The organism is Anabaenopsis sp. NIES-4685 (assembly GCF_059725405.1).
Map to the genome: position 1 here is coordinate 4,249,061 of NZ_AP043602.1, position 15,507 is coordinate 4,264,567.

Annotated in this window: 14 protein-coding genes and 1 pseudogene; 3 read left to right on the forward strand and 12 right to left on the reverse strand. The window is 41.1% G+C overall.

All coding sequences use genetic code 11. From position 1 onward, the window contains the following. Positions 1 to 20: 20 nt before the first annotated feature. Together AC6IZ0_RS18315 and AC6IZ0_RS18320 are read left to right on the forward strand one after the other, a co-directional pair. On the forward strand, positions 21 to 308 hold the full coding sequence (locus tag AC6IZ0_RS18315) for an HNH endonuclease (protein WP_497726100.1): 288 nt from the start codon (positions 21 to 23) through the stop codon (positions 306 to 308). A 35-nt stretch (positions 309 to 343) separates the two neighbouring features. After that, on the forward strand, positions 344 to 1,489 hold the full coding sequence (locus AC6IZ0_RS18320) for an RNA-guided endonuclease InsQ/TnpB family protein (protein ID WP_497724279.1): 1,146 nt from the start codon (positions 344 to 346) through the stop codon (positions 1,487 to 1,489). A 66-nt stretch (positions 1,490 to 1,555) separates the two neighbouring features. Here the strand turns inward: AC6IZ0_RS18320 and AC6IZ0_RS18325 are convergent, their stop codons facing one another. From AC6IZ0_RS18325 to AC6IZ0_RS18355, 7 genes and pseudogenes are all read right to left on the reverse strand, one after another. After that, positions 1,556 to 2,671, reverse strand: coding sequence for an LptF/LptG family permease (locus AC6IZ0_RS18325; RefSeq protein WP_497726101.1), 1,116 nt, complete (start codon positions 2,669 to 2,671; stop codon positions 1,556 to 1,558). Between the two features lie 101 nt (positions 2,672 to 2,772). Then, positions 2,773 to 3,501: an LPS export ABC transporter ATP-binding protein gene (gene lptB, locus AC6IZ0_RS18330; protein WP_497724280.1), complete on the reverse strand. Its 729-nt coding sequence runs from the start codon at positions 3,499 to 3,501 to the stop codon at positions 2,773 to 2,775. A 36-nt stretch (positions 3,502 to 3,537) separates the two neighbouring features. After that, positions 3,538 to 3,993: an LptA/OstA family protein gene (locus tag AC6IZ0_RS18335; RefSeq protein WP_497724282.1), complete on the reverse strand. Its 456-nt coding sequence runs from the start codon at positions 3,991 to 3,993 to the stop codon at positions 3,538 to 3,540. Positions 3,994 to 4,256: 263 nt separating this feature from the next. Continuing rightward, the gene (locus tag AC6IZ0_RS18340) at positions 4,257 to 4,643 is read right to left on the reverse strand and encodes a DUF309 domain-containing protein (RefSeq protein WP_497724284.1); all 387 of its coding nucleotides are present in this window, start codon (positions 4,641 to 4,643) and stop codon (positions 4,257 to 4,259) included. 77 nt (positions 4,644 to 4,720) lie between these two features. Continuing rightward, positions 4,721 to 5,004: pseudogene (locus AC6IZ0_RS18345) on the reverse strand (ferredoxin-thioredoxin reductase catalytic domain-containing protein); the annotation flags it as partial. 72 nt (positions 5,005 to 5,076) lie between these two features. Beyond that, complete coding sequence (locus AC6IZ0_RS18350) at positions 5,077 to 7,170, reverse strand: hybrid sensor histidine kinase/response regulator (RefSeq protein ID WP_497724285.1); 2,094 nt, start codon at positions 7,168 to 7,170, stop codon at positions 5,077 to 5,079. 10 nt (positions 7,171 to 7,180) lie between these two features. After that, positions 7,181 to 9,082: a CheR family methyltransferase gene (locus tag AC6IZ0_RS18355; RefSeq protein WP_497724286.1), complete on the reverse strand. Its 1,902-nt coding sequence runs from the start codon at positions 9,080 to 9,082 to the stop codon at positions 7,181 to 7,183. 568 nt (positions 9,083 to 9,650) lie between these two features. On the opposite strand from AC6IZ0_RS18355, the gene AC6IZ0_RS18360 reads away from it, so the two are divergent. Further along, the gene (locus tag AC6IZ0_RS18360) at positions 9,651 to 9,872 is read left to right on the forward strand and encodes a DUF4327 family protein (RefSeq protein WP_271731292.1); all 222 of its coding nucleotides are present in this window, start codon (positions 9,651 to 9,653) and stop codon (positions 9,870 to 9,872) included. Between the two features lie 333 nt (positions 9,873 to 10,205). Here AC6IZ0_RS18360 and AC6IZ0_RS18365 read toward each other — a convergent pair whose 3' ends face one another. The 5 genes from AC6IZ0_RS18365 to ltrA all read right to left on the reverse strand — a co-directional run bounded on the left by AC6IZ0_RS18365 (position 10,206) and on the right by ltrA (position 15,352). Next, positions 10,206 to 11,585, reverse strand: a complete 1,380-nt coding sequence (locus AC6IZ0_RS18365; RefSeq protein ID WP_497723110.1) for an IS4 family transposase — start codon at positions 11,583 to 11,585, stop codon at positions 10,206 to 10,208. 239 nt (positions 11,586 to 11,824) lie between these two features. Further along, entirely contained in the window at positions 11,825 to 12,247 is a 423-nt protein-coding gene (locus AC6IZ0_RS18370) for a type II toxin-antitoxin system VapC family toxin (RefSeq protein ID WP_497724287.1), read from the reverse strand. Continuing rightward, positions 12,240 to 12,506 (reverse strand): hypothetical protein, encoded by a 267-nt coding sequence (locus AC6IZ0_RS18375; RefSeq protein ID WP_497724289.1) that lies wholly within the window; start codon positions 12,504 to 12,506, stop codon positions 12,240 to 12,242. The genes AC6IZ0_RS18370 and AC6IZ0_RS18375 overlap by 8 nt, the downstream gene beginning before the upstream one ends. 744 nt (positions 12,507 to 13,250) lie before the next feature. Continuing rightward, the gene (locus tag AC6IZ0_RS18380; protein ID WP_497724290.1) at positions 13,251 to 13,463 is read right to left on the reverse strand and encodes a hypothetical protein; all 213 of its coding nucleotides are present in this window, start codon (positions 13,461 to 13,463) and stop codon (positions 13,251 to 13,253) included. Between the two features lie 104 nt (positions 13,464 to 13,567). Beyond that, the gene (gene ltrA / locus AC6IZ0_RS18385; protein ID WP_497724292.1) at positions 13,568 to 15,352 is read right to left on the reverse strand and encodes a group II intron reverse transcriptase/maturase; all 1,785 of its coding nucleotides are present in this window, start codon (positions 15,350 to 15,352) and stop codon (positions 13,568 to 13,570) included. Positions 15,353 to 15,507 lie beyond the last annotated feature (155 nt).

Below are 15,507 nucleotides of genomic sequence, written 5' to 3' on the forward strand. Positions count from 1 at the left end.
GGGTATATTGGAGTTCAAGAATGACAAACCATCCCGAAGCCAATAAAAGAGTAGCGACCCTACTTAAAAGGCAAAAGGGTAAATGTCCAGAATGTGGGCATTACTTTAGGGACGGTGATGTAATGGAAGTAGACCACATCCTACCCACATCCAAAGGTGGAAAAGATGAATACAAAAATCTACAACTATTACACAGACATTGCCACGACAAGAAGACAGCCAATGATGGCAGTCTTGTAGGTATTCATGACAAGAACCATATCATTGAGGAGCCGTATGAAGCGAAAGTTTCACGTACGGTTTTGTAGACGAGTCGGTTGGGTGACTGACCGGCTTAGTTTAATTGTACTTTAAAACTGGCAAGATACCTGGAAAATACGAATTGCATAAATTATTTAAAAGTAACGTACATTTTCAGGCAATGTATTCACACGTCGCCCAACAATGTTTAACTACAGTTGCCGAATCCTTTAAATCATTTATCGGATTACTTAAAGCAATCAAAGAAAAAACAATTGAACAGCGTCCTAGGCTACCTGGATACAGAAAAGGAGGTTTAGCTTTAGTTACTTACCCAAAAGCAGATGTAAAACTAAAAGAAGGACTTTTAAGGTTTCCCCTTGGTACTAAAGTAAAAACGTGGTTTGGACTAGATGCTTTTTACTTACCAATGCCATCAAATATCGAGTTTAAAAGCATTAAAGAGTTTAGGATTTTACCAAGAAACAAATGTTTTTATATCGAATATGTGTACAAGCAGATCGATGTTGCAGTTGATCTAGATAAATCCAAAGTATTAGGTATAGATCACGGTATAAACAATTGGTTAACTTGCGTCTCTAATGTGGGAACAAGTTTTATTATTGATGGAAAACACTTAAAATCAATGAATCAATGGTACAACAAACGAATTGCGACCATTAAAGAAAATAAATCTCAAGGATTCTGGAATGAGAAATTAGCTTGCATAACTGAAAAACGCAATCGTCAGGCTAGAGATGCTGTTAATAAAGCTGCAAGATTGGTAATTAATCATTGTTTAACTAACGGTATTGGTACGATTGTCTTTGGATGGAATAAAAGGCAAAAAGATCAAGCTAATATGGGAAAACTTAATAACCAAAACTTTGTTCAAATTCCATCAGCTAAATTAAAGAATCGTATTGAGCAATTGTGCAACCAATATAAGCTTCAATTTGTGGAAACTGAAGAATCATATACCTCAAAAGCTTCATTTTTAGATGGTGATGTGCTACCTGCATTTCGTGCAAAACCGGAAGAGTGGCAATCATCAGGAAAACGCGTGAATCGTGGATTATTCAGAACAGCAGAAAATATTCTCTTAAATGCTGATGCTAATGGAGCAGCTAATATTTTAGCTAAAGTAGCGATAAAACTAGGTTTAGACCTAAGTGGAGTCAGTAGGGTGTCTTTGATAGCACCATTGAAAGTTCGTTTATGGACTATTCAAGAATCCCCCGGCTTCTAGCCGTGGGGAGTATCAAAGATAAGAGGTTGTTTTGGGGAAGGGGGAACGGGGAGAGTTGTCAATTTATTAACGTTCAGCTATCCGCATCAATAAAAATAAACCTATTCCTAAAAACAGGAAATTAGGTAGCCAAGCTCCTATAAAGGGTGAGAAAATACCAGCTTGTGCTACGGCACCGCTAATAAAGAAAATTAAATAATAAGTAAAAATTACGATCACGCTCACACCAAAACTTGTACCTTTTCCGCTGCGCTGGGGTCTGCTTCCCATAGCAGCACCTACCAAACCAAAAACTACACATACAAATGGTAGAGAAACTTTTTGGTGAATACGTACTTCAAGTTTGCGAATCTTCTGAGTGTCGCCAGCGATCCGTTCTATTTCTAACTGTTCTAAAGATTCAGCAAGATTCATTTCACCATAATCTCGGCTTCTCTCGACTACATTCAATGGTGTGCGGGGTAATTGCAGCTGTTGATGTTCAAACCGTAAAATATTACGATAGGAACGGTCAGGAGCGACTAAATAAATGGTACCATTATAAAAGTCCCAAACGTTTTCAGCAGTGTTCCACTCGGCAGATTCGGAGACGACAATTTTATTTAAACCTTCTCCAGTCCGGTCTATAATTGTTAAGCCCTTCATCTTCTGACCATCAAATTTGTCAGCATAAAATAAACGTGCCAGTCTCCTGTTTCTAGTACCATCTGGCTCTTCTGTCTCTTGGTATTCAGGATAAAAGATATTTGACTGCTGTAAGATGGGTTTGTCTGACTTGAGGGCTTTTTCCAGGGTAATAGTTGCTTGGTAATTGGCTGCGGGTGCTATTTGCTCATTAAAGACAAATGTCATCCCTGTGACTAGCATACTCAAGATCACAGCGGTGTACACCATGCGATAGACGCTGACCCCACACCCACGCAGAGCAATTAGTTCGCTCTCGCTGGAAAGACGACTATAAGTCATCAAAGTAGCCAGGAGTGTGGACATGGGGAAGGCTAAAACGATAAAATTGGGAAACTTTAATAAAAAAACCTGAATTGCAATATTGATTGGTAATCCAGATTCGACAATGCGCCGCACTAGCTCAAAGACAGCATCGATAGTGACACCCAAGGATGAAAATGCACCTACACCAAATAAAAAAGGTGCTACCAATTCTTTGGTCAGGTAGCGGTCGATGAGCGTCAAGGGTAAGAGGGAATTCAGTCTGTATAATAAATTGAGCTTCTTGAATCTCATAAAATAACTATAGGACTACCATTTTTTTTAACCGGCCTCCTTTAGAGTTGAAAGTTATCGCCCAAGTAGTATTGTCGTACTAGGGGATTATGATATAGTTCTTCTGGATGTCCAGAAGCAAGAATTTGTCCCTCGCGCATAATATAGGCGCGGTCTGTAATGGCTAGGGTTTCACGAACATTATGATCTGTAATTAAGATACCCATGCCGCGATCGCTCAATTGTGCGACAATGTGCTGAATTTCGGAAACGGCAATCGGGTCAACACCAGCAAATGGTTCATCCAACAGTAAGAATTTCGGACCTTCCCTACCTGCTGCTAAAACCCTAGCTAATTCTGTCCGTCGTCGCTCCCCACCAGAGAGTTGAATTCCTTTGCTTTTAGCGACTTTTTCCAAGCGAAACTCCCGCAGTAAAGCCTGTATTCGTTTTGACCATTCCCATCGGGGGACATGAGTTTGCTCCAGTACCAAGAGAATATTATCCCGTACAGATAGCTGACGAAAAACACTTGGTTCTTGGGCTAAATAGCCGATGCCTAACTGTGCTCTTTTATGCATTGGCATTGCGGTTATTTCGGTACTATCAAGCCAGACTTTTCCCTGATTAGGTTTTTCTAGACCGGTAGCAATGTAAAAGGTCGTGGTTTTACCCGCACCATTGGGACCTAGTAACCCCACCACCTCACCCTGAGAAATGGAGAGGTTAACGTTATTGACAACACTGCGCTTACCATAAGATTTGTAAATATTCTCTAAGATAATTTTCACTATTTGCGCCCGTAGTGGTAATTTATCCTGATCAGATTAATTAGATTGGTTTCCCAGTTCAGAATCATTGACCATGTAGATGGACTGTACCTGACCCCGGGATTGAGGTAAAGCCACAAAACGCCCTTCATCAATCAGATAGGTGACTTTCTCGGCCTGGATGCTATTGACTCCATTTTGGACAATATGGACGTTACCGCTCAAATCAATACGGCGTTCCCGGCTGAAAAATTGTGCTTGAGCAGATGTAGCCTTAATTTGGCGAGCAGGATACAACATTTGGACGTTACCGCGTGCGGTTGCTACTTGAGTATTGGCGTTATATTCTTGCATATCGGCGCTGATGGTCAGGCGACCATTTTGCTCAGATGTTTGTGCCGTTACAGTTTGCACATGGCTAGGAAATGTTACCACGCCCAGGAGTGCAACTGGTAGCATGAAGGCTAATCCCAGGCGACGCATTTGTGATACTGGAAATTTGTAGCAGGACATAATACTGTAGCCATAAGTTTAGGATATCAGATTGTATATTAATTATCCCAATTTCTTTTTCCGAATATAAAATCTACATTTAAGATTTAGGAGCAAGTTGGGATAACTCCTGAAATATTGACGCTTGATCTAGTTTCTAGGTTTCACCCATATACACATTCGTCAAATTCCCTGAGAACACCGCCGCTACAACCGCCAGATTAACCTGGAAATGCAATATTTTGGCAAAAACAGCCCCGTAGGCTAGCCTACGGGGTAATATTTTACTCGTGAACTAGGGCAATTGTGGGACTAGGTAAAGCCTGAGGATCTGCCAAGGCATGAAAGTTATCTGCTCCCATTTGTTGTAATATTGACAACAACGCTGCAGTTTGAGTCAATAATTGATCTACATCAATACCCTGATAAACAGAGGGATAAGGTCGCAGTCGATTGCTGCCTTCTCCTAGTAAAATTACTGCACCTCGCCAGTTGCTATTAGATAAATGATACTGTGAGACGGCAATTTGTAAAATACCTTGATAAAAGGTTTTTTCTGGTTCGCCGGCTTCTATCCACAAAGCCTCTAAAGTGTCATGACAGGCGTAAAACTGTCTGGAATTAAACTGCTCCACACCTTGCCAAAACTCTGGGGGGATCATGTCGCTCATCCCATGCTGGCTCGCACTTCTTTGATAGTTTCTAAACTAATTTTTTGTTGGTCGCCAGCAAACTCATTATCTGGGGTCAGAAACAGCATACAGTGACACTCTTTGCGTTCTCTCATGGGTACACAGGGACAGTTCCAATATGTGGCGCTAACTTCGGCTTCTTTGTCTTCATAGTGGCGACAGGGACACAAAGGGCCCCTAACTCGTCTTTATGTTTTGCCAGTCCTTCAATCACCACTGCGGTTACAGAGGGTTCAGAACAGAAATATGTGCCGGTGCGTTTAGCGTACTGTTCGGAAAAGTGCCGCATGGCTTCCAGGCTTTTATCGGTGGATGTTGTGTTATTTTCTGATGAAATCATATGAATCGGCCACTCATAATTTAAATATTTGTTTGCATTGTACCTCAGTGTCACTGGGCTATTACCCCAACTTCAGCGCTGCTGTTTCCAGGGTGGTGTTGTGGTACTCACAAGCGCATGATGTATGACATTTAATAATTGCTCCGCAGTAAAGGGTTTTGCTAAAAATCCCTGAATCCCTGTGAGAGTAGTTCGTGCTAAAGCCTCAGCAGCAGCCAATTCACTCATAACAATAATTGGTACATCCGGGTTGATGATTTGCAAGGTGCGAATGACAGTTTCCCCTGTCATGGATGGGATCATTAGATCTATTAACACCAGTTTAACGTTCTGCTGGTGTTGGGTGTATAGGGCAAGGGCTTCAATCCCATTCTCGGCGATTAATACCCTGTAGTTATGAATATCTAATGTAGTTTTGGTAATTTGGGTAATTGCCGTCTCTTTATCTGCAACTAAAATTAATTCTCCTTTTCCTGTGGGGAGTTTACCCGGATCTAGTCTGGGGGAAGTATGACTTTCACTACTGGGGATGTAGATTTTAAACTTCCTCCCAACTCCTACTTGACTGGATACTTCCACAAAACCGCCCATGTCAGTATTTTTACTCCCAGTTTGGGTATGGCGAAATGGTGTGAAAATCTCATCGATGACTTGAGGATTAATATTTAGTGCGCTATCAGTAACTGTAATTACTACGTACAAACCCACCTGAGCGCCCATATGCCGTTTCACATAGCTTTCGTCAATGAAGGTCTGGTTAGCGGAAATTCCCACCTTCACACCTTGAGGCGCTGCATCACAGGCATTTACTAGTAACTTAACTAATAGTTTATGTAGTTCGGTATGGTATGGCTGTAGGATTTCTATATCGGTAGGTATATCTGTATCAATATCAATGTCTATGGATTTGGGGAAGATGCGTTTGATTGTCTGCTCTACATCTTGGATCAGATGTGATACTGACGGTATTGAGCTTTGAACTTGAAAGTTACTGGTAAATGACTGAATTTGCTGGACTAAATCCATCCCCCGTTTGCTATTGCTTTGCAATAATTTCAGCATTTGTAGGGAACTTTCACTTAACTCGGGATGTTTGAGGGGTAAAAGTTGCGCTACTGTGATCATGGGGGAGAATATATTTTGCAGATCATGGGCGATCGCATGAGCCAGAGTACCGAGGCTTGACAATCTCTGGGTACGTGAAATTTCTGTTTCTAGTTGTTTTTTCTCCGTAATATCGGTATCAACACTCATGATAGATTTGGGTAACATGGCGGCATCATACATGAGTGTCCAACGGCTATTAACGATGATTTTCTTACCGCTTTTGGTGACTTTCCGTAATTCCCCGCTCCATGTTCCATCCTTTAAAACAGTGTTCAGCGCCCCTAGAAGTTCAGGAGAAGCCTCTGGTAATAAAACTTCCCAGGCGTTCCTGCCCATAACTTCCTCTGCCCGCCAGCCATAAATATTTACCGCGCCTTGATTCCAATATAAAATTTCGTTTTGCAAATCTCTGACTAGAATGGCATCTGTGGTAATATCAAGTAGTGTGGCTTGTTGGCGAATTTGTTCCTCTGCTTTGATCCGCTCACTAATATCCCTAAGTAGCCATCTCCAACCCTTGATTTTGCCCTGAGAATAATCTTTGGCTACCCCCAGGGTGAATTCAGCGGCAAAGTCAACTCTACCTTCCTGGTGAAATATCCGTAACTGTTCTGTGCGTTTCTCTGTTTGCCGGGGCAATTGTCCGATGATTTGGTAGAATTTGGGTAATTCTGTCTGATGTACAAATACAGCCAGGGGTTTGCCTATCAGGTAAGACTGGCGGACATTCAGTAAGTTGGCCGCAGCATAGTTAGCTTCTTGAATTACACCATTGACATCAGTAACTAAATATCCATCGGGGGCAAAATTAAATAAATCCTGGTAACACTGGCGCTCAACTTCTAAAAGGTGGCGAGTAGCAACTAATTCCCGGTTTTGCTGTGCGAGTTCTTCGGCTAATACTTCGAGCTCTTCCAAAGAAATTGTAGTTTCGCTGATGGCTTCTTGCAATAGTGCTGTTATGGGATCATTCTCCTGTCCTATTTGACTAGCACGCTGGGATAAATTTTCTAGTCGCTGATGCGCCCCGGCGATGGCTTCCTCTAAGTTTCTGGTCATTATGTTTGGATTACTTCTGTTGCTGTTGTCGTCTTTGAGCAATTGCTTCGTGAGAAATCATACTTTTAACTTGTTCTATATCTGTCATCATTAATACCACTCCTTCAATTTCTGTACTACATAGGGGGGTAATAGCCAAATAACATTCTATTGTTCTTCCCCGGCGATTGGTGGCATCTAAAATCATTTCTTGGAAGCTCTGCTTTGCAGATAAGGAATCGCGGATAGGCGATCGCAGTTGCTCGAGAGGTAGACCAATATCGAGACTAAATAAGGATTTTCCTAAAACTTCCTCTGTTCTTAACCCCCACAAATGTTCTACCATGTAATTCCACAGTACGATGTTCAAGTTGCGATCAATGACTACGATTCCCATTTGTAGACTTTTGAGAATGCCAGTCAGGAATAGATTAGTACGGTTGAGTGCTGTGGTGCGATCGCTCAGTTCATGATTAATTGTTTGTAATTCTTCGTTGGTAGATTGGAGTTCTTCGTTCATGGTCTCCAATTCTTCGTTGGTAGATTGGAGTTCTTCGTTCATGGTCTCCAATTCTTCGTTGGTAGATTGGAGTTCTTCGTTAGTAGTTTCCAATTCTTCGTTAGTAGATTGGAGTTCTTCGTTAGCAGTCTCTAATTCCTGTCCAGAACGTTGCAAGGCTTCTTGAAGTTGAATAAAACGAGTCACATCATGAAAAGTGATACTCACACCTAGCAGGGACTTGTCAACATCTTCTAAAGGTATAATTGCTACATCTAAATATTGCTGTTCTCCATTGGGTAAATAGCGATGGACATTTGTTAAAGTAATATTACGGCGTTCGATATAAGCCCGTTCAATGGGCGATCGCAATTCTATTGGTCTGTAGGAAAGTTCTAAATCCTGAAAAGGACGAGCTAAATCCTGGGGTGAAAGACCAAACAGAATGCGAGCCTGGTGGTTACTTAGTACGAGTATTCCATTGATATCTACCACTATTTGGGCTACAGATGCGGAATCAAAAGCCATCTCTCGCAGTCGGATATGTCGAGATCCTCGGTAGCTAGATTCTGGCTCTAGTGTATTTGCCATCCCTAGCAAGCGATCGCGTATATTTGCTACTAATACTTTACTAAATATCCGATCTTTCAACTCTAGGGGATTGAATAAATTGGAGTGCACTAACAGCATCTCTGCTTTTCCCAAAAACAGATAACCCCCATCATTGAGAGCAAAATGAAACCGAGCCATAATCCGCGACTGAGTCTCAGAATTAAAATACATGAGTGTGTTGCGACATACCAGCATATCTAAGCGAGAAATGGGCGCATCTTGCAGCAAGTCGTGACGACCAAAAATTACTGAACGTCGCAAGTCCTGACGGAAAACATAGTTATTACCCGTACTCTCAAAATATTTTTCTTGCAGTCCCCATGGTATTAACTGGACATCCTTAGCCGAATACACAGCTTGACGGGCTTGATTCAAAGCTTCTTCATCTATGTCTGTAGCATAAATTTTTAGCCGTTGCCGACATTCCTCGATTCCCAAAAGTTCAGCCATGAGGATAGCCACAGTGTAAGCCTCCTCACCAGAAGCGCAACCCGCACTCCAAACCCGGATGGGATCAGAGTTATTTTTCCGGGCTACAATCTTCGGTAACACCTGTTTAGCTAAGTATTCCCAGGCGGAAATATCTCGAAAAAATGCCGTGACGTTAATTAGGATTGTGTTAAACAGGTGATTGAATTCCTCTGGATCAACTTCTAAGTAGTCCAAGTATTCCCCAAAGGTTTCTATACTTAGATATTGCATGCGCTTATGTACCCGACGCATCAAAGTTGAACGCTTATAACCTGTAAAATCAAAGCCCCGGCTTTGTCTAAGATAAGTCAGTAGATTTTCAAACTCAGGGTTTTTTTCTGGAGCAGTCATAAGTAGGGAATGAGGAATGAAGGACTAGGTTATCAGGGAAAAGTCGTTCTTCCCCCATCTGTAAGATTGCTTTCTTTGCCTAACACCCAATGCTGATGTCCCTATGTACTTTAACTCATTCCTCAAGGTACTAGGGCTGGTGATATCTCATCTCCAGGTAATGTGAACTACCTACACAGTACCGTTAGGTCAGTGTAGGCTTCCGGCTTGATTGACAGATAACTGTCTACCCTAGGGTTTCTTGGTACAAGGGGGAAACTAAAATCCCCTGGGGGGTGTCAAACTTTTTGAGGTCTGGGAGTCTCAACAAGAGTTTTCCAGGGGTCTACCTAAAGACTGATACCAATTCCTGCCTAGATATGCGATTCTGAGCAAGGTGTGGAGGTAAAAAGTTCCTCTACCTTGACCCAAAAGGGGAATTTATCTGTGTAACTGCTATCTACAGGAGACAAGATGGCTGTGGTGGGGTTGGTGTTTCTTGATCCTTGATAATTTTTCCTATTTTTTTTGCTCAGTTGAAGATACACGCAGAAAACTTATTTCCTTCAAAAAAGAAAAAGAATGATTTATGGATACTGTTGTTAGATATGATATTGGAATGATTAGAGAGGAAGCACGCCAACTAGTCAAAAAGGGACTACTTGACCGCCAACAACCAATTTACTCCCTATGTAAGTATGTTCCTAATCGTGACTGGATATTGTTTGAGAAGGAGCTGGAAAGGCATGAATATCTACTCAGAGATAGAATTATTGACCTATTGAGTGATGAAACCTGGGAAGAAGATTAAACCGAATACTATTACATCGGGGCATTAAGGAAGATAGCCAAGAACTTCTCAGAGGATGTTTGTCAAGTCCCTCATGGTGTATCTAATATTTTTAGATCCCCCTAAATCCCCCTTGAGAAGGGGGACTTTGACTCTAGTTCCCCCCTTAGTAAGCTATCCATTACCCACATCTTTCTTAACATTGCTGGAAGGCAAACACAATAAAGGTTGTAGAGATGTGCATAGTGGGGAGGATTGACAAAAAAGAATAAGTATGGACATTGAGAAAACCCAACAGGTGATTGAGTTTTTGAATACAGGGGCGAGGGGCTACCCCTCCGCCATAGGCGATCGCTAAATATCAAGATGAGATGGGGAATCGGAGTGAAGTAATTGCCAAGTAGCAGCAATATCGTGTAAGCGTCGTAGCCCACGCCAAATGGTTTTCACACCCGGTTCACCATCACCTTTGCGACCCAAAAAACCACCAAGAGTGGCAATCATTCGCACAGCATCATGCAAAGAAGGTGGCTGGTCTGGAGGAATAGGATTTTTGTTGATAGTGGCACATAAGGACTGCCATTCACTGTTTTCCAAAACAACATCACAAGGTAAATCAGGATGAACTCGTGCTTGATAAGTAAGCCATAACAATCGCCAAGCGACAATAGTATAAGTGGCTAGTGCCATGTGAATTCGGTCAGCAGTTTCCAGTTGTAATTTCTCGATGCCACAGCCACTTTTTAATGTGTAATGATAACGTTCTATCAACCAACGGTAAGTGTACCATTGAACACAACATGCAGCATCTTCTAGACTGTTAATTTCTAAGCTAGTAATTAATAACCAACTAATGGGATTTGTTCCTGGAGGTGGATTTTCCTCTTCTGCCAAAATTACTTGTAACCTGACAGGTTTTAGCTGTAAACGTCCAATATGGTGTAATGGTACTTGAATATCAAAACTCGTGAACCTAATTGTCAGTCTCGCCTGTCTGGAACTATGTTCTGGAGACCGTTTGACTTCTACAGTCACTGTTCCAGATGCTTCGATTTGACGAATGGCAAGATGTAGATATTTGCCACAATGGTCTACTTTACGATTATGAGTCCCACGAATTAGTAAGTGTGATTTTTCTCGACGTTGCTGGCTAAAAAGGTCAAATATATCCGCTTCTGAGTCACATATTGTTATTACTTCAATTTCTGAGGGAATCAAATTTTGTGTAGTCTGCAACCCATCCAACCAACGTTGACTTTCTTTTTCTTTTGTCTCTCGTTGACGACGTTTTTTAGCAATACCTAAATTCTCTTGTTCTCTTGCCCATACTTGCTGCTCAATAATTCCTAACGGTACTCCATTACTTGTGGCTGCAAGTGTTGAATGTACTTTTAATCCTGATGATTTTCTGTGGTCAAGATAACCTACTCCTTTTGTGGCTGGGTGCGATGTCAAATCTATGTTTGTTGTATCTTGTATTGCCAATACTATCTCATGTTTTTTGATTCTTTCTATGGTGCTGGATGTGTGGACAGCACGAATATCACTTGCTTGAAAATGTGGTGATTTCCAAAAATTATATGCCGCCTTTGTTGCTGCTATATTTCCACAAGCAAGTGGTACACTACTATCTGGTTGTGCTGCTAAATCTTCTACTATCCTGATTAACCGCTTGTTTCGACGTGCATCCCCTAAGTTTACCTGTGCCAATTCTTTCGCTGCCCACTTTTCCATGATGCCATTACCCACTCTCCTCTTTCAAAACTATAGCCATCAAGGCTTTCACTGTGATGTTAAGTCTTTTGTTTAATTGTTAAGAAAAATGTGGGTAATGCATAGCTTAGTAAGGGGGGTTAGGGGGGGTCAAGAAGTGTCTAAAATCACCTGATAAAACTTATCAAACATCCTCTAAAAGCGATCGACTATGATTCATTTCTTTGCAAATAATATAAGTTCAGTTTTACTATTCTCAATTAAGGTAAAAATATCCGCTCAAATGGTTGCTTGCGATAATGCCGATAAATATTAAAGTCTTTGTCTAGAGTGGCAATAGCAGAGATATTTAATCTTTCGGAAATAGCAATCAGCGATAAATCAGTAAAATCTCCTGGTAGATCCTGATAAATTGTGTTAAGTTCCTGGATTCTTTTATAATCGGATGGCAGTAAATGTTCACATATAAATACTTCCAGTGATAAAGCAGATAAAAATTCGTTCTGTACTTTTGTATTTGGGGCAAGTAACCACATCACTTCTGTAACACAGGCAATTGTTGTGATTAGTTGACTGGTACAGGTACTAAAAAAGTTAATAACTTTTTGGTGATACTTGTCTTGACGATCATAGAAAGCAACAAGAATCCCAGTATCAATTAATATTAGGGGATAATTATTCATGAGTTCTTGTTTGATTTCTTGCTTGAATTATGTCAGAAATTGCTTTTTTGCGTACATCTCTATCTGACAAATCTCCTGATCCTTCTAGTAAAAATTTGGGATAACCACCCATTCTTTCTAATACTGTTTTAGCTGGAGTTTGATAATCGCTAACTGGTGTTTCTAAAGATGAGATAAATTGTAAAACAAGTGGAATTTGTTGCTCACTAAGGTTTGCGATCGCTTCCAGTAGTTTTTGGTGTGGACTGGTAGAGTACATAGAGTTTTATTGCTGTTGTCATAATTGCTAGTTTAGCAAATAAGAATAGAAAAGCGATCGCCCCTCACATCCCCAAAAGGCGATACCTTCGGTAAGCTACCGCTAACGCACTTCCCACATCTCCAAAGTTGATCACCCCTAACCCCCCTTTGTAAGGGGGAAGAGAGCGATTCCTTCGGTAAGCTACCGCTAACGCTCTTCCCACACCCCAAAAAGCGAACTAACAAGTTGGAGGGCGATCGCAATATGAGTTGAAAATATCAAATAACATGAGAGTAAGAGGATGTTTTAAAAGTGGGGGGCTGTTGTAAGAGGGTGTTTGAAAAGTCCCTCATGGTGTATCTAATTTAGATCCCCCTAAATCCCCCTTGAGAAGGGGGACTTTGACTCTAGTCCCCATTCGGTGTGTTCTCTGTTCGGTGTTCCCTGTTCCCTGTTCCCTGTTTCCTAAGATAAAAATTACCTGTGGAAAACTTATCAAACATCCTCTAAGAGGATGTTTGATAAGTCATGATTAGTGTATCAACTATTGTTTGACCCCACCCTCACCTTTCCCTTATAAAGGGAAAGGGGATTGGATTTGATTGTTTCGGTTCCCCATTCCCCATTCCTCATTCCTCATTCCGGTGTTCCCCATTCCCTGTTCGGTGTGTTCCCTGTTCCCTGTTCCCTGTTCCCTGTTCCCTAAGATAAAAATTACCTGTGGAAAACTTATCAAACATTCTCTAAGAGTCCTTTTTCACATCAAGGCTGAGAAGAAATTTCATACATTCTATGACCATTGCGGTAGTTAATTTTCTCGACTAAACTACCTGCGGCAAAAGTCTTTTCTAATGAACTGGGATTTTCTAGATTAAATACTGGCATATCTTGCCAACAATGGGGGCAAAACCAAGCCAAACCCGGAGGGCGTATATCCCTTAACAGTAATCCGGAACAACAAGGACAGTAATTCATAATTTTCTCCAATTTCATTGTCAAGAAAATATTTATTTACGAAATAAATTGATCCTTCATGGCAGATTATTAAACTAAGCCGGTCAGTCACCCAACCGACTCGTCTACAAAACCGTACGTGAAACTTTCGCTTCATACGGCTCCTCGGTAATATGGTTCTTGTCATGAATACCTACAAGACTTCCATCATTGGATGTCTTTTTATCGTGGCAATGTCTGTGTAATAGTTGTAGATTCTTATATTCATCTTTTCCACCTTTAGATATGGGTAAGATGTGGTCAACTTCCATTACATCACCGTCCCTAAAGTAGTGCCCACATTCTGGACATTTACCCTTTTGCCTCTTAAGTAGAGTCGATACTCTTTTGTTGGCTTCGGGATGGTTTGTCATTCTTGAACTCCAGTACACCCAATCACCGTCAAATGGCGAAGCGTTGCCTTTAACCTTGATATGACGTGCAATAGGGGTTTCTGGGTGTCTATGCAGTTTTATGAATTTGTCATCCATCTTTACTGCAAATTCCCAGTTGTTACCTCCGATTGTATGCCAGTATTTTTTGGCTATCCATTTATCAGTTTTATTGGCGTGTCGGCGCTTTGCCCATCTGTATAGTCGCTGGTAAATCTGACAAGAGATACTATTGAAGGTTTCTTTACTTACTACGGATGAGTAGTAATTACACCATCCCCTAATTATAGGATTAAGTTTACCTATCAATCCCAGTTGTGTTGTTGGTAGGTTTCTTTTGATGGTGCTAGAAACCTTTTCGTAGTGATTCTTAACAGATTTCTTAGATGGGGTGATGATGGTTTTAAATCCTAGTATTTCCTTCTGCGTATTCAATCCTGAGTTGTATTTACCAACCGCGTGTTGCCTCACATTGAATCCAAGGAAATCAAATCCTGGTTTCTCTGATTGGTGTTCATACAAGGTATGAGCCAATCTGGTCTTACTAGGTTTTAATTCCAATCCCATTTCATTTAGCCATTTGACTAAGATTTCCCTGCATTGTTCAATAACTGCTAAATTTTCATGCAGGATAACAAAATCATCTGCATATCTTATGATTGATATTGCTTTAGCCTTCTCCTTTTTAGAACTTTTACCTTTACCTGGTAATTTTGAAGCATATTCTTTAAGAATTTCTTCCATACCGTGTAAGGCTACATTTGCCAGTAGAGGGGATATTACACCACCTTGTGGTGTGCCTTCTTCTGTGGAAAATAAGACTTTGCTATCAACCACACCTGCTTTCAACCATGCCTTGATTTGTCGGCGTAGTTTAGGATAGGTGTTGAGTTTCTTTAACAATGCTTTATGGTTAATCTTGTCAAAACACTTAGCAATATCTGCATCCAGGACAAACTTAGGTTTGACATTTATGGATTTAAATATTGCTTGTATGGCATCATGACATGAGCGCCCTGGTCTAAATCCATATGAGTTGGGTTCAAACTTAGCTTCCCATTCTGGCTCTAATGCCAGTTTGACAAGCGCCTGTAATGCCCTATCATACATTGTAGGTATTCCTAGTGGTCTTTTCTCATCCTTTCCGGGTTTGTCTATCCAAACTCTTCTGGTTGGTTTGGGTTTAGACCCTAGTTTTAACTCTTCTACCAATTCTAGTCTTTCATTAGGTGATAAAGATTTCACCCCGTCAACTCCGGCAGTTTTCTTTCCTTGGTTATCTTGAGTTACCCTACGTGTTGCCAAAACTTTGGCAGACCAGGACTTCATCAGCACCTTTTGGAGTCCACGAACAACCTTGACATCACCACGGGCTGAGGCTTGATAAATTCGTTTTTGGATTTTGTAAACACGACGTTCTAACTGTTTCCAGTTAATCATGTTCCATTCTACCGTAGTCTTTACACTCGTTTTAGACATAATTGCTACTTGAGACTTTATCATCCATATCACCGTGAATCTGTCAGCATATCTTAGGCATTACCCTAAGCGTTCGCTTCTGACTCAATCTTTCCCACTTGCAGCATCCGGTTAGCACCTACTTCTAGACTCGACCTTCTAAAAGAGCTAACAAG